The following is a 15,936-nucleotide window of genomic DNA, read 5'->3' on the forward strand; positions in this document are numbered from 1 at the left end:
CCTTCGGACAGGCGAAATCGATCATCTCGTCGATGCCCGGATTCGAGAGTCTGCGGCTTTCGCGCGGTATCGAAAGCCCCCACCGATATCTCTTGCTGGTCGAGTGGACGGTGCTCGAGGACCACACCGACGGCTTCCGGGGGTCCGAGGGCTATCAGGAATGGAAGTCACTACTTCACCACTTCTACGACCCGTTCCCCGTCGTCGAGCACTTTGCGCTCGTGTTGGACGCCTGACTTTCCGCAGACCGACGCTTCAAAATCACGCTGATCAGAACTGTGTTCATCGCCCGGCCATCTCCGTACGTTCTTGTCGAGAGCCGCTGACCCGCGGTCCCGTTGCACGCACCGGAGGAACTGTGACCGGCGAGAAGACATTGGTTCTCGGACACTTCGTCAAGTCGTTCGTCGGCTTGTCGACCAAGGAATCGCAGACGCAGTTCACGCTGCTGCAGGACCGAGTGACGAAGCTGGAGAACACGACTCGGTGGTCGTGGCAGCTGGGCGACGTCGCCATCTGGGACAACCGCGCGACGCAGCACTACGCCGTCGCGGACTACGGCAACCAGTACCGACGCCTCGAGCGCATCACGTTGGCGGGCGACGTCCCGGTCGGCGTCGACGGCGTGGCCAGTCGGTCCATCGCAGGCGATGCGACGGCGTACTCGGTGATCGACGCGAGCTGACGCGCCCCGAGGGATACGCTCGGGGCGAGACCCCCTCAGCGCCGAAGGAGCTTGCCGTGGCCAACGCATCGTCGTTCATCTCGAAGCGGGACGATCTGAAGATCAGCACGTACACGTGGCCGGCAACAGCCGAACCCGTCCGCGGCGTCGTGCAGATCGCGCACGGGCTCGCCGAGCACGGGATCCGCTACGCGCGTTTCGCCGCCGCGTTGAACGGTGCGGGATTCCACGTCGTCGCCTCCGATCACCGTGGACACGGAGCGTCGATCACCGGCACACCGGGCGACTTCGGCGCCGAGGGGTTCGCCGCCCTGTGGGCGGACATCGAGCAGCTGGGCGAATTCGTCCTCCTGGAGTATCCGGATCTGCCACTGTTCCTGTTCGCGCACTCGATGGGTTCGTTTGCCGCGCAGCATCTCCTGGTGGAGCGGTCGGACCTGTACGAGGGCGTCGTCCTGTCCGGGTCCACTGCACTGGACGTGATGGCAGCGGGCATGGCCGACGCGCCCGCCGGGGATCTCAGTGTGTTCAACTCTGCGTTCGAGCACCGCACCGGCTACGAATGGCTCTCCCGCGACGAGGCCGAAGTGGACGCGTACGTCGCGGACCCACTGTGCGGGTTCGACCTACCGGCGAGCACGGTGCCGGCGCTGTTCGGCGAGGCCGACAAGCTCGCGGACCCGCACCGGCTCGGAGAAATTCGATCCCAGCTGCCGATGCTCCTGGTGTCCGGCTCGGACGATCCGCTCGCGGGCGGTGGCCAGCTGATCGAGACACTTGCCGGGCGCTACCGCGAAGCGGGACTGAGCGACGTCACCGGCACCATCTACCCCGGCGCCCGGCACGAACTCGTCAACGAAACCAACCGCGACGAGGTCACCGCCGACATCATTCGGTGGCTCACCGACCACAGTGACGTGCGCTAGCGGCGGACCTCAGGAAGAGCCGAGCCGGGACAGCAATGCCGTCAACTCCTCTGCGTACGACAACCGCCGACGCAGCGTGACGCAACTGTCCTGCGCTTTGGCGTGACACTCGTCGACGAATGCCGTTGCAGCGCTGCGCTGCTCGGTGGTCGACGCCGGATCGCCGAGTACGTCGAGTGACTCGAGCAGCTGTTTCATCTCCGCCAGTGTGAACTCGAGCGGCTTCATGCGTCGGATCACCAGCAGCCGCTCGACATCGGCGTCGGTGTACAACCGAAAGCCGCCGGCACTGCGCGCCGACGGCGTCACCAGGCCCACCTCGTCGTAGTGGCGCAGCGTGCGGATCGAGAGCTCCGTGCGCTGCGCGACCTCACCGATCTGCATCCGCACTTCGGGGCCGGCGGTCATATCGTGCGCTCCCTTCGAACGAGGATGGAGGTCAGTGTCCGGCGCCGAGCTTGCCGCTGAGCCGATCGTGCCGCTCGACCGACGGCGCGTTGAGTCCGACGATCTGGACGGTCTTGCCCTTGGCCGCGTACTTGGTGGTGATCGCGTCGAGCGTGGCGACGGTCGAGGCGTCCCAGATATGCGATTCGGACAGATCGATGACGACGTTCTTCGGGTCACCGACGTAGTCGAACTGGTAGATCAGGTCGTTGCTGGACGCGAAGAACAACTCACCCGTCACCTTGTAGACACGGGTGTCCTCGTCCGGATGCGCGACGTCGACCACCTCGGTGAGATGCGCGACGCGACGCGCGAACAGCACCATCGCGGTGACGACACCGACGACGACGCCGTAGGCGAGGTTGTGCGTGGCGACGGTGACGGCCACGGTGACGACCATAACCAACGTCTCGCTCTTCGGCATGCGGCGCAACGTCTTCGGAGCGATGCTGTGCCAGTCGAACGTGCCCACCGACACCATGATCATCACCGCGACGAGTGCGGCCATCGGAATGAGTGCGACGATGTCGCCGAGTCCGACCACCAGCACGAGCAGGAATACGCCAGCGAGGAACGTCGAAATCCGGGTTCGCGCACCGGACACCTTGACGTTGATCATCGTCTGGCCGATCATCGCGCAACCGCCCATGCCCCCGGTGAATCCGGTGACCAGGTTGGCGACACCCTGACCCCATGCCTCCCGGGTCTTGTTCGAGCGTGTGTCGGTGATGTCATCGACGAGTTTCGCGGTCATCAGCGACTCGAGGAGCCCCACCAGGGCGATCGCCAGCGAGAACGGGGCGATGACCGAAAGTGTGTCCAAGGTGTACGGAATGTCGGGGATCAAGAAGGACGGCAGCGACGACGGCAATTCCCCTTCGTCACCGACGTCGGGAACTGCCAGCGCGAACACGATGGTCGCAGCTGTCAGCAGAACGATCGCTACCAGGGGCGCCGGGATGACCGTGGTGAGCTTCGGCAGAAACACCATGATGGCCAGTCCGACGGCGACCATCGGATACACGAGCCACGGAACACCGATGAGGTAGGGCACCTGGGAGCTGAAGATGAGGATCGCGAGCGCGTTGACGAAGCCCACCATCACGCTGCGGGGGATGAACCGCATCAACTTCGCCACTCCGAGCGCAGCGAGCACCACCTGCAATACCCCGCCCAGAATGACCGCAGCAATGAGGTAATCGAGGCCGTACTCACGGGCAAGCGGCGCCACCACCAGCGCAATGGCACCGGTGGCGGCGGAGATCATGGCGGGACGGCCGCCGACGATGGAGATCGTGACGGCCATCGTGAAGGACGCGAACAGCCCGACCCGAGGATCGACCCCGGCAATGATGGAGAACGAGATCGCTTCCGGGATGAGGGCCAACGCGACCACGAGGCCGGCGAGCACCTCGGTTTTGAGGCGACGCGGTGATCGGAGCGCCCCGAGTACCGAATTACCCTCGGCGGCCGGTGGGGCCGTGGGTGATGGCGACATGCGAACTCCCATGAATGCGATGAGTATGACGGAGGATTTCGTACGCGTCGGCGAAATGCGGACGCGGATCGAACCTGTGCGCCAAACTCTACTCTCACGGGAGGGTAGGTTACGAATCGCGGCCGCCCACTATCGGCTCCGAATATTCACCGGTTGACCATCCTCCGGGAACGGGAGCGAAGTGAAATTGAGTGGCGCAACGTAATTGGGGTCGACGTCCCAGTCGAACCGGAGCAACAGGTGGTGCATGATCGTCTTGATCTCCGCGCCCGCGAAGAACATGCCGATGCACTTGTGCACGCCCCCGCCGAATGGCTCCCAGGCATACCGATGCACTTTGTCTTCCCGACGGTCGTCGTCGAACCGGCCAGGATCGAACTTCTCCGGCTCGGGCCAGTACCGATCCATGTGATGGGTGAAGTGCGGCGCAACCGATGCGTACGTGCCCGCCGGAACGAAGTGGCCCTGCACCTCGGTGTCCTTCACGGCCCGGCGCGCGACCACAGGAGTAGGCGAAACCAACCGGAGGCACTCCTTCATCACCAGGTCGACGGAGACGAGTTCGTCCAACTGCGCAAGTGTCGGCGCGGCGACACCCAGGGCCTCGGACTCCGCCCGACACTTCTTCATCCACTCCGGATGCTGGCCCAGGTACTGCATCATCGTCGACAATGTGATGGTCGACGTGTCGTGGGCCGCCATGAGCAGGAATATCATATGGTCGACGACCTCGTCGTCGCTGAAACGCTGACCCTCGTGTTCGATGTGGCACAGCACCGAGAACAGATCGTCCGTCTCCTCGGCTCGCCGGGCCGGCAGATACCGTCGAAAGAAATCCTCGAGCACTTTCCGGCCGTCGAGTCCGCGCTTCCAGCGGGTACCCGGCAACCGGTACCGCACGATGGATGTCGCAGCTTGAACGCACGCGATGAAACTGGCGTTCACCGAATCGATCTCGGACTCGGTCGCCCCCTCCGCACCACCCATGAAAATCTGCGTCGCGACATCGAGGGTGAGCGCCTTGAGCGCCGGATAGACGCGAAAACCATCGGCGTCGGGCCAGGCGTCGAGCCCGATGTCCACCACCGGATTGAGCGATTCGACCGACCTGGTGAGCCGATCGCGGGTGAACGCCTGCTGCATGATTCGGCGATGCCGCATGTGCTCGTCGGAGTCCAGGAGCATGAGTCCGCCGTGGAAGAACGGACCGATCAGCAGCGACCACCCGTCGCTGTTGACGAAGGCCTTGTCCTTGTTCTGCAGAACCTCCTGGCAGGCGTCCGGACCGAGGACCGTTATCCACCGCTTGCCTGCCATCGTCAGCCACGACACTTCGCCGTACTTCTCCCACCGACTTCGAAACAGCGCGAGCGGGTCTCGGATGTATTCGAGGGTGTGTCCAATGAGGGGCATACCGCCGTCGCCGGCTACCGGGTTGAGCGTCGAACGTGCAGGTGGAGCGGCCAAGATGTGAGCCATGGTGTACCTCCGTCGATCTGACAGGGTGTCATGTCAGATTGGATGTAGTGTGCGTCACACCGAGCGGACCTGTCAACATCTATCCATGACTCCCACGACGCGCCGCTACGCCGGCATGAGCGCCGACGACCGGGCAGCGGACCGCCGAGCACGATTGCTCGACGCCGCGCTCGAGGTGTTTGCCAGCGCAGGCGCAGCCGGAGCCACCATGACCGCGATCTGTGCCCAGGCCAAACTCACCGAGCGGTACTTCTACGAGAGCTTCACCAGCAGGGACGACGCACTGACGCAGGTTGTCGACGCGGTGTCCAACGAAATCCGCGTCGCAGCCATCGAGGCGCTGCACTCCCCCGCAGCGACCGTCGAGCAGCAGGTCGAAAATGCGATCGCAGCCTTCGTCACCGTTCTCACCGAGGACCGGCGCAAAGGAAAGGTGGCGATGATCGAATCGGCAGCAGTCGACTCGCTCCGGGCTCATCGCCGCGAACTGATGCGCGAATTCTCGCGGGTCGTCGCGCACGAAGCGCGCACCCTGTTCGGTGACCGAGCGTGGCCGCAGCCGCAGTCGGAAATCAACGGTCTGCTGTTCATCGGCGGGCTCGCCGAACTGGTCGTCGCCTGGCTGTCCGACGAAATCGACGTGACGCCCGCGCAGATCATCGACGCCGCAACCCACCAATTCCTGTCGGCCGCCCACCGCTGACCGAAGCTACAGTAGCGACAGTGGCCCACACGAAGCGATCGACACCGTCGACCCCACCGGACAAGACGTGTGCATCCTGCGGTCGCCGAATCGAGTGGCGAAAAAAGTGGGAGAAGAACTGGGATGACATCAAATACTGCAGCGACGCGTGCAGGCGAAACAAGGTGAGCACCTCGGATCGCGCTCTCGAGGACAAGATTCGCGAACTGCTCGACGCCCGCTCCCGCGACTCCACCATCTGCCCGTCCGACGTCGCCCGCGCACTGTCCGACAACGACTGGCGTGAGCTGATGGAACCCGTCCGCCGAGCCGCCCGCCGAATGGTCGATGCAGGCGAAGTCGAGATCACCCAAAAAGGCACGGTGATCGACCCCTCGACCGCCAAGGGCCCGATCAGGATCCGCTGGAAGCGGTAGGCGGCTTATGCGGCTCCGCCACCCGTGTGACATGCGGCTCCGCCACCCGTGTGCCAAAAGTGTTGTTGGAACAGCACTTTTCACACACCGGCGCGGAGCGCCTACCGCAGCACGTCCAGGCTGGTGCGCAGGAGCATCACGTTGTAGTCGGACCAGCGCGAGGCAGTGAAGTACAGGTCCTTGCCGTTCGAGAGCGGGTGGATGTAGGGCGCGTAGATGCCGCCGGCCGTTTCGACCGCGTTCAACAGAACCTTGGGCGCACTCCACGGACCTTCCGGCTTTTCCGCGGTGCGGCCGACGATGGTGCGGTCCACTTCGTTGCCGTACAGCATCACGTATCGCTGCAGAGTGTCGTTCCACGCCACCGACATTTCGCTGACGGGTTCACGGACAACAGCAACGGAGTCGCCGACGTTCTCGGTCCAGCCTTTGTCGCCGGCCGAGTATTCGTACGCGCCGAGATTCAGAATGTCAGCGGGCTTGACCCGCGCGAGGAACGCCGCACCGAAACGGCCGTTGGGCGTGCCGAACTGGTAGATCCACTGTTCGTCGGGACTTTCGGCGTACGCGTTCATCTGGAACTTGCCGTTGCTTTCCTCGACCTGTTCGATGCCGGGGATCGTGAATCCCGCATTGGCGCGGATCGTGGCGGGTGCTGTCGTCCAGGTCTGACCGTTGTCCGCGGATGTGGCAATAGCCGAGAAGTTGGTGACCCACCGGCCCGGCGCCCCCCACTCGCGCACCGACATGTAGTTCATGAACTGGGTGTCGCCGATCGATATCGCGGCGGTGGGAATGACGGTGTCCTCGACGCCTGCGAGCCCGAGGCTGGGTACGACCTCGCTGGCAAATGTCGGCGCGGATGCCTGGACGACGGCTCCGGATGTCGAGTCGCCGGGAACAGCATTGCCGACGGTGATGCCGTCGACGAGGTTGGTGTCGTTCGAGCGCATCAGCACGTTGCTTCGCCACTGGGAACCCGCGATTGAGCAGTTGCCGAAGGTGTCGCCGAACGCCATGAGCGTCTGGCCTCGGCCGTTGTCCCAGCTGATGCCGAGGTCTGTGCCGGAGATGCCGAAGCGGTCGTAGGTGTCGTTGTCGCTGAGCGGTCCGGTCACCCAGGCAACCGAGGTGGCGTTGCCCGAGATCCGCGGAAGCGGGCCCTGCGGCCCCCTCGGATCCTTGCCCGGTCCGCCGCCTGCGCTGCCCGAGGACCCGAACAGCGGCGATGAACCGGGGCCACCGATTCCGCCACACGGCTCGGCCGACGCCACGGGCGACGAGAGGACCGACAGTCCACCCGCTACCAATGTCAGGACGGTTCCTACCACTAGCTGACGGTTACGAGCGCGCATACATGACCTCACCGGTTACGTGTGTGACGGAAGTTATGTCTGTGACTGATGTGGTGAGTGTTACGCATTCCGTAGCCCCACGCAACAAATGAGGCGTGTCGATACTTGACAAATCGCGATGGGCGGGAATTACAGGGATGTGGTTCTGTCGGCACGCGGTGGACCAGCAGCGCCGCAATTGACCATGAGTCGCAGGAACAACCGTCGACCGCCGCGCCGTTGTACAGGTATGACGACCTACAAGACTGTCAATCCCGCAAACGGCACAACCGTCAAGGAGTTCGACACTCTCGATGCCTCGGGCGTCGAACGCGCGCTGGCATCAGCGCACGCCGGATACCAGACCTTGCGCAACACGTCACCCCAGCACCGGGCAGAGATCCTGCACAAGGTTGCCGACATCTACGCCGAACGAACCGACGAACTGGCTCGCAGCATTTCCCTCGAGATGGGCAAGCCCCTGACCGAGGCGAAGGGCGAGGTCGAGCTCTCGTCTGCCATTTACCAGTACTACGCAGACCACGGCCCAGCCCTCCTGCAGGAGGAGCGACTCGACGTTCCCGGAGCAGAAGAGTCCGTCGTGCAACGCAAGCCGATCGGCGCCCTCGTCGGCGTCATGCCCTGGAACTTCCCGTACTACCAAGTTGCTCGCTTCGCCGCGCCGAATCTGATGCTGGGCAACACCGTTCTGCTCAAGCACGCGCCGAACTGTCCGCAGTCGGCGCTGTTGATGGAGGAGATCTTCCATCAGGCCGGGCTGCCGAAAGACGCCTACGTCAACATCTTCGCCAGCAACGACCAGATCGCCGACATGATCGCGGACCCGCGCGTGCAGGGTGTGAGCCTCACCGGTAGCGAGCGTGCAGGCACCTCCGTCGCGGAGACCGCCGGACGGAACCTCAAGAAGGTAGTGCTCGAACTGGGCGGCAGCGACGTCTTCATCGTCCTCGACTCCGACGACATGGACGCGACCGTGGCCTCGGCTGCGCGTGCGCGGCTTTCCAACGCCGGCCAAGCATGCAACGCAGCGAAGCGAATCCTGGTGACAGAGCCGTATTACGACGAGTTCGTCGCCAAATTGACCGACGCGTTCGCCGCAACCGAGACGGGCGACCCGCTCGACGACAACACGGTGCTCGGCCCGCTGTCGTCGCAGACCGCCGCCGACGCACTGATCGAGCAGATCGACGACGCCGTCGCCAAGGGTGCGACCGTCCTTACCGGCGGCAAGAAGATCGACGGGCCGGGCGCCTACGTTCAGCCCACCTTGCTCACCGACTTCACTCCGGACATGCGGGCTTACAGTGAAGAACTGTTCGGGCCCGCCGGTGTGGTCTACAAGGTGGCCGACGCCGAGGAAGCGATCGCGTTGGCAAACGAGTCGGTCTTCGGACTCAGCGGATCGGTGTGGAGCACCGACCTCGACAATGCCCGCACGGTTGCCGAGCAACTCGACGTCGGAATGGCGTTCGTCAACGAGCACGGCACCACGCTCCCCGGCCTCCCGTTCGGTGGCGTCAAGCGCTCGGGCGTCGGCCGTGAACTCGGCCCATGGGGCATGGACGAGTTCGTCAACAAGAAGCTCGTTCGCGTGTCCAAGTCGTAGGAACTCAGACAGAACAGGCCGGGTCGGTGATCACCGACCCGGCCTTCTGCGTCAGAACACGTATTTGTCGAGTACGCCGCGCACCTGATCCACGGCGAGGCACGCGAAGAGGAATGTGCACAGTCCGAGCGTCAGATTGGTCGCGATTCCGTTGCGCCAATTGCGAGGAACTCGATCGGAGTTGAGCAGAATCAACAACGTCACCGCGAGAAACGGCATGAACAGGGCGCCGAGGACGCCGTAGGCGAGCACCAGCCCGATGGGCTGATCGAGCCAGAGCAGAACCATCGGAGGAAACGTCAGCCACGCGACGTACCACCGGAAATACTTGCCTCCGACCCGCGTATCCGCGTGTCCCTCCGGCAGACCTCGCAGGTTGCCGACGAAGTCCGCGAACATGAGGCTCACACCGTTCCACACGCCGATCAACGACGAGAACGACGCAGCCCAGAATCCGATCAGAAAGACATGACCGAAGAGCGTTCCGTAGCGGTCGGTGAGCACGTCGGCGAGCTGGATCAGTCCCTGGTCGCCGGTGCTGATGGCGATCTGCGCCGAGTACAGCAACTCGGCCCCGACGACGAGCATCGCCATGACAAAAACGCCGGAAATCACGTAGGCCATCGTGTTGTCGATGCGCATGACCCTCATGAACTTCGGTGTGATCCAGCCCTTCTCGCGCAGCCAGTATCCGTACGCCGCCAACGTGATGGTGCCACCGACACCGCCCGCGAGTCCCAGGACGTAGATGATGGAGCCGTCGGGAATGGTCGGAACCAACCCTTTGAGAATGGCCGGAACGTTGGGAACGGCCACCACGGCCGCACCGACGACGGTCACGAACATGATGCCGACCAACACGGTGATGATCTTCTCGAACATGCCGTAGCTGCCGAACCAGATAAGCGCGAATCCAAGAATGCCCGATGCGATCGCGACGAGCTTGAGGTCGAGAGACGGGAACAGCGCAACGATCGGCAGGGCACTCGACGACATTGCTGCGGCCCCGTAGACGAAGCCCCAGATCACGATGTACGGCGCGAAGTAGAACGTCGTCCACTTGCCGATGGATCGCCAGCCCTCGAAGATCGTCTTGCCCGACGCCAACGTGTAGCGTCCCGCGCCCTCGACCAGAACGACCTTCAATACGACGCCGACGACGATGACCCACAGCAGCGCGTAGCCGTACCTCGATCCGGCGATCAGCGTCGCAACCAGGTCGGCCGCGCCGATACCTGTTGCGGCGACGACCAACCCGGGGCCGACCACCTTCCATTTCGGCGGTGCCGTCGACTCTGCATCGTGTTCGGTCATCGTTGGCCTCCTGGAGTTGGTTGTGCGTGACTCTAGTTGCGCCTTCGATGCCCGCAGGCCGTTTACAGCTCTCGTGCGTGAGTGGTGTCGAGAATCAGCAGCGCCGCTCCCTGCACCGTGATCGCAGCACCATGTGCCAAGGACTCCGCCCGCGAGAGGCGTCCGCCGAAGCTCGGCCGACGCGCGGCAATATATGTGCCCGCCGCGACATAGAGGACATCGAGTCCTGCGTTGACGACGAGCACGGTGCGTAATCGAGACGACGATGTCGGCGCCGGACGCGCAGCTGCCACCGCCGCGATTGCAAGGTCGATGGCGCCCCACCCCGCGGTCTGCTGACCGAAGGCCCTCTTCGCGGGTGTTGCGCCGGTCAGTGCCAGCACTCCCCCGGCCACTGTGCTCGCACCTCCCCAGACGGTGAGTGAGCGGACGAGTTTTGCGGCGACGTGTTCTGCAGTCTTCGAGGTCATACATCGCAGTGTGCCGTGCTCGCCGCCGTGTAGTTAGATCGACAGTCATGGCGTCAACCCACGAATTCGCATTTCCGGCCGACCGCGCGGCGCGCACGACGCTGCTGACGGGCTCTGCTCCCGCCGAACGAGCCAGATTTTGGGCACTGTCCGATCACATTGCCTACCCGGACATCAAGAACATCGTCGCCGACTACATCAACGCGACGATTCCCGACCCGGCCGCGACGCAGGGGCGGGGCTGGACCGTCGCCGCACTCCCGCCCGCGCACCGCGCAGGCACCGAACGCAGGCTGCTCACCCTCACGTGCGGCACCCTCGATACCGTCGTCGTCACCGAGTTCGCGGGCGAAGACGATTCGATCGAACTCGAGATGACCGTCGAGACTGCCGTGCCCGACGGCTTCTCGGACGAACGATTGACGGTGTCGAACGAGGTCGTCACCGCGGCAAGGGGAACTCACGGCACGCACGAAACGTGGACGTGGCGCATCGACCTCGGAGCCCTGTTGACCGACGACGCCGAGGTGGATTTCGGCATCGAAGACGACATGTTCGACGACCTCGCCTACGCACTGAACATCTCCCTCCTGCACGAGGCAGATGCCGACACAGCCGAGCACAGCGACGACCTGGCCGCCGACCTCCTCGCCGAGGCATACCGGCAATTGGTGGACCAGCAGTCCGCGAACTCTTGAGGGCGACTAGTTCAAGACGACGCCGGCGCTGCGCGCTCGCCCGCATTCGAGCCGACTACTCAGACAACCGAGGCGCCTGCGCCCGCTGTGGTGGTGAACACCGTTGGCCTCGGGTGACCGCCGGCGATGACGTCGGCGGTGACGGCCTCACCGATATGCCCGACGCGATTGGCCGGCACCACTGAGATGACGCATCCGCCGAAACCGCCTCCGGTCATTCGGGCACCCCAGGCGCCGTGCTGAACTGCCGACTCGGCGATGAGGTCGATGTGGGGGGTGGTGATCTCGAAGTCCATGCGCATCGACGCCTGCGATGCACTCATCAGAAGACCGACCGTACGGAAGTCGCCTTCGGACATGGCTTTCGCGCACGCGAGCACCCGCTCGTTCTCGGTCAGGATGTGTCGGACCCGACGCCTGTCCACCTCGTCTTCGATCCGGCTCAGGACCCCGTCCACACCCTGGACGCGGCGGAGCGAGTCGACCCCCAACGCATGCGCAGCCCTCGTGCAGGATTCGCGACGCAAGGCATACTCTCCCGTCGAATGCCGATGCGCGGCATTGGAATCGAACACCAGAAGGGCTAGATCGTGGGCCTCGAGATCGAACGCGACCGGTCGAACCGAGGAATCGTCGAAGTCGATGAGCAGCGCCCGATCGACCTCGCCGTTCATCGACGCGAGCTGATCCATCAGTCCGGTGGGTGCACCGACGAAGTCGTTCTCGCCGCGCTGTGCAATGCGTGCCAGCTCGAGCCGATCCAACTCGGTTCCCGTGGCAGTCGTCATGGCCAGCAGCACAGCGCATTCGAGAGCTGCCGACGACGACAGTCCTGCGCCGATCGGAACGTCGCTGCTGACGGTCATGGTGCCGCCCACCGCAGGATGCCCCGCTTCGGACAGGGCCCACACCGATCCGGCCGGGTAAGCGGACCAGCCGTCGACGTCGCCAGGTTTCGCGCTGATCGAGAACGAGACACCGTCACCCTCCTCGGCGCTGCGCAACGTTATTCGATCGGACCCGTCGGGTTCGAAACGTACGGTGGTGCGCTGTTCGAGAGCGATGGGCATGGCGAAGCCCTGGTTGTAGTCGGTGTGCTCCCCGATCAGGTTGATCCGGCCCGGCGCTTGCGCCGAAACAATGTTCACAGTGCCTTCAATCGGTCGGCCATCTGCTCCGGCGTCACGTCGGTGATGAACGCGTCCATCGCCGATTCGGACCCTGCCAGGTATTTCAATTTCGTCTCCGATCGTCGCACCGACATGAGCTCGATGTGGAAGTATCCGTGCGCCTGGATTCCGTCGGCCCGGTACTGATGCAACGCCGATATGTAAGGCAGGGGGGTCGGATAGAGGCGATCGAAACGTCCGAGCACGTCGAGGTACGTCTCGGTGAGCGCGTTCAGCTCGTCGTCGGAAAGTTCGGTCAGATTGTGCACGTGCCGATTGGAATAGATGTGTACCTCGACGGGCCACCGCGCCGCGAACGGAACGAACGCCGTGAAGTGTTCGCCTGTAACGAGAACTCGCCGACCGTCGGCCACCTCGGAGGCAAGGATGTCGGCGAACAGGTTGCCGCCCTGGGCTTTCGAGAACGCCTCCGCTTGCCGCAACATGGAGGTGGTTCGCGGCGTCAGGTAGGGGTAGCCGTAAATCTGCCCGTGTGGGTGAGAGAGCGTCACCCCGATTTCCTCGCCGCGGTTTTCGAAGCAGAACACCTGCTCGATGCCCTGCAGCGCGAACATCGCCTCGGTGCGCTCACGCCACGCGTCGACCACCAGCCGCGCGTGGTCGCGGCTCAATTCGGCGAACGACGTGGTGTGATCGCTCGAGAAGCAGATGACCTCGCAGCGGCCGACGCCCGGGGCGAGAAGTGCACTTGCGTCGAGGACGTCCGCGCCGTCACCGGCGTGCGACAACGACGGAAACCGGTTCTCGAAGACGACAACGTCGTAGTCGGCGGCGGGGACTTCGCTGCGGTCCCCCTCGGGAGACGGGCACAACGGACACTGATTCGCCGGCGGCTTGTACGTCCGATCCTGACGCAGCGCGGCAATGGCCACCCAATCGCCGGTCTGTCTGTCGCGCCGAACCTCCGACTGCGTGGTCTGAGCCCGTGGGGCCAGGGGTCTGACGTCCGGTATCGGGTGAGCGGTGTTGCCGGGCAACGAGAAAAACAGGATCTCGCGCCCGTCCGCCAACTCGCTGCGGACCGGATCTTTCGTGGTGGTCATGCCTTCTCCGTATCGGCTACCCAGATGTTCTTGACGTGCGGCGCCAGTTCGGCGCGGTCCGGCGGCTCGAGACCGTCGTCGACGACGAGTGTGTCGATGTCCTGCATGCGAGCGAACACATTGGTTCCGACCTCGCGGTACTTGGTGTTGTCGGCGAGCACGAACAGGCGGCGACTGGTGGCGATCAGTCTCCGGTTCGTCTCTGCCTCGGCCATATTGGGCGAGGTCAATCCGGACTCGATGTCGAATCCGTGCACGCCGAGGAACACCGCATCGACTCGAAACGAGTCGAGCGCGGCGTTGGCGATCGGTCCGACCAAGGCGTCCGACGGCGTACGCGATCCGCCCGTGAGGTAGACCATTGGATTGGTTTCCGTTGGATTGCCGGTCAACTCCTGGAAAATCGAGATCGAGTTCGTGACGACGGTGATCGACGACCGGCCGCGCAGCAACCGCGCCAGTTCGAGCGTCGTCGTACCGGCACTGACGGCGATGGTCATACCGTCGTCGACGGCTCTCAGCGCGGCCCGGCCGATGGCAACCTTTTCCGCATGCTGGCGCGCGGCCTTGGCCGTCGACGGTGGCTCGACACCGCGGTTACCCCGAGCGATGGCACCGCCGTGCACCTTGCGGAGAACTTCGCGTTCGTCCAGGGCGTCGAGGTCGCGTCTGATCGTCATCTCGGAAACTCCGAGAAACTCGGCGAGCTCGACCACCTTGACCGCGCCTTCTGCTCGCAACGCAGCGATGATCGCGCCCTGCCGTTCCGCTGCCAGCATTGGCACCTACCTCAATAATTTTAGGCACGACGGCCACCGATGAATCGAACATTACCAAACAGTGAACCGGCAAAGCGGGGGATCTGATGTACGGAATTGTTTGAATCTGTTACTTTGTGTTCACATCGCTCACATCAGTGAGCCAGCTCACTCAACCAGGGAGGTTGACGCGTGACGTCGACTCTTGCGGCAGAAGGCGTGCTTTCGTTCAACACGAATGCGCTGGACTACGTACTCATTGCCGTATATTTCGTGTTCGTTCTCGGGATCGGATACGTGGCTCGACGGCAGTTGTCGACGAGCCTCGACTTCTTCCTGTCCGGTCGTCGCCTACCCGCCTGGGTCACCGGCATCGCCTTCGTCTCGGCCAACCTCGGGGCCGTCGAGATCATGGGCATGTCGGCCAACGGCGCTCAGCTCGGCCTCGCCACCATGCACTACTACTGGATCGGCGCCATTCCGGCGATGCTGTTCCTCGGCGTCGTGATGATGCCGTTCTACTACGGCTCGAAGGTTCGCAGCGTTCCCGAATTCATGCGTAAGCGGTTCGACGCGCGCGCACATCTGGTCAACGCCATCAGCTTCGCCGTCGCCCAGATCCTCATCGCGGGTGTCAACCTGTTCTTGCTCGCCACCGTCGTCAAAGTGCTTCTCGGATGGACACTCTGGGTGTCGCTGATCGTCGCTGCGGCCATCGTGTTGACCTACACCGTGCTCGGCGGACTGTCCGCGGCGATCTACAACGAGGTCCTTCAGTTCTTCGTCATCCTCGCCGCACTCGTGCCGCTCACCATCATCGGTCTGATCAAGATCGGCGGATGGTCCGGCCTGCAGGAGAAGGTGGTCCCGACGGTCACCGACGGCACCGTCACCGCATCTGCGGGCGAGCAGATGTCATCGTGGCCGGGGCAGGCGCTCAGCGGTTTCGACTCCCCCATCCTGTCCGTCGTCGGCATCGTGTTCGGACTCGGATTCGTGCTCTCGTTCGGGTACTGGACCACCAACTTCGTCGAGGTTCAGCGCGCCATGGCCTCGAGCTCGATGTCGGCTGCGAGGCGCGCACCGATCATCGGCGCCATCCCGAAGATGCTGGTGCCCTTCGTCGTCGTGGTGCCCGGCATGATCGCCGCCGCAGCCATCGGCGACATGATCAACCTGAAGGAGAACGGCACCGGAGACATCACCTACAACGACGCCATGCTTCTGATGATGCGCGACATCCTGCCCAACGGGCTTCTCGGAGTTGCGGTAGCCGGTCTGATGGCTGCGTTCATGGCCGGTATGGCGGCGAACATCTCCGCGTTCAACACGGTGTTCAGCTACGACC

General features: G+C 63.8%; 17 protein-coding genes and 1 pseudogene. 9 read left to right on the plus strand and 9 right to left on the minus strand.

The genetic code is table 11. The features are described from left to right. The 3 genes from WBQ44_RS16275 to WBQ44_RS16285 all read left to right on the plus strand — a co-directional run. Positions 1–236: antibiotic biosynthesis monooxygenase family protein (locus WBQ44_RS16275; protein ID WP_495567709.1), on the plus strand; the 236-nt coding region annotated here is incomplete at its 5' end. Beyond that, positions 161–685: a TauD/TfdA dioxygenase family protein gene (locus WBQ44_RS16280; RefSeq protein ID WP_495567710.1), complete on the plus strand. Its 525-nt coding sequence runs from the start codon at positions 161–163 to the stop codon at positions 683–685. The genes WBQ44_RS16275 and WBQ44_RS16280, both read left to right, overlap by 76 nt. A gap of 56 nt (positions 686–741) precedes the next feature. Then, positions 742–1,611, plus strand: a complete 870-nt coding sequence (locus WBQ44_RS16285) for an alpha/beta fold hydrolase (protein ID WP_495567711.1) — start codon at positions 742–744, stop codon at positions 1,609–1,611. Between the two features lie 9 nt (positions 1,612–1,620). Here the strand turns inward: WBQ44_RS16285 and WBQ44_RS16290 are convergent, their stop codons facing one another. From WBQ44_RS16290 to WBQ44_RS16300, 3 genes are all read right to left on the minus strand, one after another. After that, positions 1,621–2,019, minus strand: a complete 399-nt coding sequence (locus WBQ44_RS16290) for a MerR family transcriptional regulator (RefSeq protein ID WP_495567712.1) — start codon at positions 2,017–2,019, stop codon at positions 1,621–1,623. Positions 2,020–2,050: 31 nt separating this feature from the next. Further along, positions 2,051–3,556: a SulP family inorganic anion transporter gene (locus WBQ44_RS16295; protein ID WP_495567713.1), complete on the minus strand. Its 1,506-nt coding sequence runs from the start codon at positions 3,554–3,556 to the stop codon at positions 2,051–2,053. Positions 3,557–3,685: 129 nt separating this feature from the next. Next, the gene (locus tag WBQ44_RS16300) at positions 3,686–5,035 is read right to left on the minus strand and encodes a cytochrome P450 (protein ID WP_495567714.1); all 1,350 of its coding nucleotides are present in this window, start codon (positions 5,033–5,035) and stop codon (positions 3,686–3,688) included. A gap of 85 nt (positions 5,036–5,120) precedes the next feature. Between WBQ44_RS16300 and WBQ44_RS16305 the strand changes: the two genes are divergently transcribed. From WBQ44_RS16305 to WBQ44_RS16315, 3 genes and pseudogenes are all read left to right on the plus strand, one after another. After that, positions 5,121–5,738 (plus strand): TetR family transcriptional regulator, encoded by a 618-nt coding sequence (locus tag WBQ44_RS16305; protein ID WP_495567715.1) that lies wholly within the window; start codon positions 5,121–5,123, stop codon positions 5,736–5,738. Between the two features lie 20 nt (positions 5,739–5,758). Continuing rightward, positions 5,759–5,887: pseudogene (locus WBQ44_RS16310) on the plus strand (DUF2256 domain-containing protein); the annotation flags it as partial. Positions 5,888–5,902: 15 nt separating this feature from the next. Beyond that, positions 5,903–6,154 carry a DUF3253 domain-containing protein gene (locus WBQ44_RS16315; RefSeq protein ID WP_495567724.1) on the plus strand — a complete coding sequence of 84 codons (252 nt, stop codon included), beginning with the start codon at positions 5,903–5,905 and terminating at the stop codon, positions 6,152–6,154. A 101-nt stretch (positions 6,155–6,255) separates the two neighbouring features. On the opposite strand, the gene WBQ44_RS16320 is transcribed toward WBQ44_RS16315, so the two are convergent. After that, positions 6,256–7,509, minus strand: a complete 1,254-nt coding sequence (locus WBQ44_RS16320; RefSeq protein ID WP_495567716.1) for a glycoside hydrolase family 183 protein — start codon at positions 7,507–7,509, stop codon at positions 6,256–6,258. A gap of 229 nt (positions 7,510–7,738) precedes the next feature. On the opposite strand from WBQ44_RS16320, the gene WBQ44_RS16325 reads away from it, so the two are divergent. Then, complete coding sequence (locus WBQ44_RS16325) at positions 7,739–9,115, plus strand: NAD-dependent succinate-semialdehyde dehydrogenase (protein WP_495567717.1); 1,377 nt, start codon at positions 7,739–7,741, stop codon at positions 9,113–9,115. Positions 9,116–9,166: 51 nt separating this feature from the next. Here WBQ44_RS16325 and WBQ44_RS16330 read toward each other — a convergent pair whose 3' ends face one another. After that, the gene (locus tag WBQ44_RS16330) at positions 9,167–10,429 is read right to left on the minus strand and encodes an Nramp family divalent metal transporter (RefSeq protein WP_495567718.1); all 1,263 of its coding nucleotides are present in this window, start codon (positions 10,427–10,429) and stop codon (positions 9,167–9,169) included. A 62-nt stretch (positions 10,430–10,491) separates the two neighbouring features. Next, on the minus strand, positions 10,492–10,899 hold the full coding sequence (locus WBQ44_RS16335) for a DUF6992 family protein (RefSeq protein WP_495567719.1): 408 nt from the start codon (positions 10,897–10,899) through the stop codon (positions 10,492–10,494). Positions 10,900–10,946: 47 nt separating this feature from the next. Here WBQ44_RS16335 and WBQ44_RS16340 point away from each other — a divergent pair, with 47 nt between their 5' ends. Then, positions 10,947–11,597, plus strand: a complete 651-nt coding sequence (locus WBQ44_RS16340) for a hypothetical protein (RefSeq protein ID WP_495567720.1) — start codon at positions 10,947–10,949, stop codon at positions 11,595–11,597. Positions 11,598–11,656: 59 nt separating this feature from the next. Here WBQ44_RS16340 and WBQ44_RS16345 read toward each other — a convergent pair whose 3' ends face one another. Genes WBQ44_RS16345 through WBQ44_RS16355 form a run of 3 tightly spaced genes read right to left on the minus strand, consistent with a single transcriptional unit; the run spans position 11,657 to position 14,609 of the window. Continuing rightward, positions 11,657–12,739, minus strand: coding sequence for a galactokinase (locus WBQ44_RS16345; RefSeq protein ID WP_495567725.1), 1,083 nt, complete (start codon positions 12,737–12,739; stop codon positions 11,657–11,659). Between the two features lie 2 nt (positions 12,740–12,741). Next, positions 12,742–13,830, minus strand: coding sequence for a galactose-1-phosphate uridylyltransferase (galT, locus tag WBQ44_RS16350; RefSeq protein WP_495567721.1), 1,089 nt, complete (start codon positions 13,828–13,830; stop codon positions 12,742–12,744). Continuing rightward, positions 13,827–14,609 (minus strand): DeoR/GlpR family DNA-binding transcription regulator, encoded by a 783-nt coding sequence (locus tag WBQ44_RS16355; protein ID WP_495567722.1) that lies wholly within the window; start codon positions 14,607–14,609, stop codon positions 13,827–13,829. The genes galT and WBQ44_RS16355 overlap by 4 nt, the downstream gene beginning before the upstream one ends. A gap of 171 nt (positions 14,610–14,780) precedes the next feature. On the opposite strand from WBQ44_RS16355, the gene WBQ44_RS16360 reads away from it, so the two are divergent. Next, on the plus strand, positions 14,781–15,936 hold a 1,156-nt coding region (locus WBQ44_RS16360), incomplete at its 3' end, for a sodium:solute symporter family transporter (protein WP_495567723.1).

Source organism: Rhodococcus sp. (in: high G+C Gram-positive bacteria), from assembly GCF_049591685.1.
GTDB lineage: Bacteria > Actinomycetota > Actinomycetes > Mycobacteriales > Mycobacteriaceae > Rhodococcoides.

What these genes read in the sequence shown, in the direction of transcription:
- WBQ44_RS16280 (WP_495567710.1), top strand. Translation starts at nt 161, where the DNA reads ATGGAAGTCACTACTTCACCACTTCTACGACCCGTTCCCCGTCGTCGA.
- WBQ44_RS16290 (WP_495567712.1), bottom strand. Translation starts at nt 2,019, where the DNA reads ATGACCGCCGGCCCCGAAGTGCGGATGCAGATCGGTGAGGTCGCGCAG.
- WBQ44_RS16295 (WP_495567713.1), bottom strand. Translation starts at nt 3,556, where the DNA reads ATGTCGCCATCACCCACGGCCCCACCGGCCGCCGAGGGTAATTCGGTA.
- WBQ44_RS16300 (WP_495567714.1), bottom strand. Translation starts at nt 5,035, where the DNA reads ATGGCTCACATCTTGGCCGCTCCACCTGCACGTTCGACGCTCAACCCG.
- WBQ44_RS16305 (WP_495567715.1), top strand. Translation starts at nt 5,121, where the DNA reads ATGACTCCCACGACGCGCCGCTACGCCGGCATGAGCGCCGACGACCGG.
- WBQ44_RS16320 (WP_495567716.1), bottom strand. Translation starts at nt 7,509, where the DNA reads ATGCGCGCTCGTAACCGTCAGCTAGTGGTAGGAACCGTCCTGACATTG.
- WBQ44_RS16325 (WP_495567717.1), top strand. Translation starts at nt 7,739, where the DNA reads ATGACGACCTACAAGACTGTCAATCCCGCAAACGGCACAACCGTCAAG.
- WBQ44_RS16330 (WP_495567718.1), bottom strand. Translation starts at nt 10,429, where the DNA reads ATGACCGAACACGATGCAGAGTCGACGGCACCGCCGAAATGGAAGGTG.
- WBQ44_RS16335 (WP_495567719.1), bottom strand. Translation starts at nt 10,899, where the DNA reads ATGACCTCGAAGACTGCAGAACACGTCGCCGCAAAACTCGTCCGCTCA.
- WBQ44_RS16340 (WP_495567720.1), top strand. Translation starts at nt 10,947, where the DNA reads ATGGCGTCAACCCACGAATTCGCATTTCCGGCCGACCGCGCGGCGCGC.
- galT (WP_495567721.1), bottom strand. Translation starts at nt 13,830, where the DNA reads ATGACCACCACGAAAGATCCGGTCCGCAGCGAGTTGGCGGACGGGCGC.
- WBQ44_RS16355 (WP_495567722.1), bottom strand. Translation starts at nt 14,609, where the DNA reads ATGCTGGCAGCGGAACGGCAGGGCGCGATCATCGCTGCGTTGCGAGCA.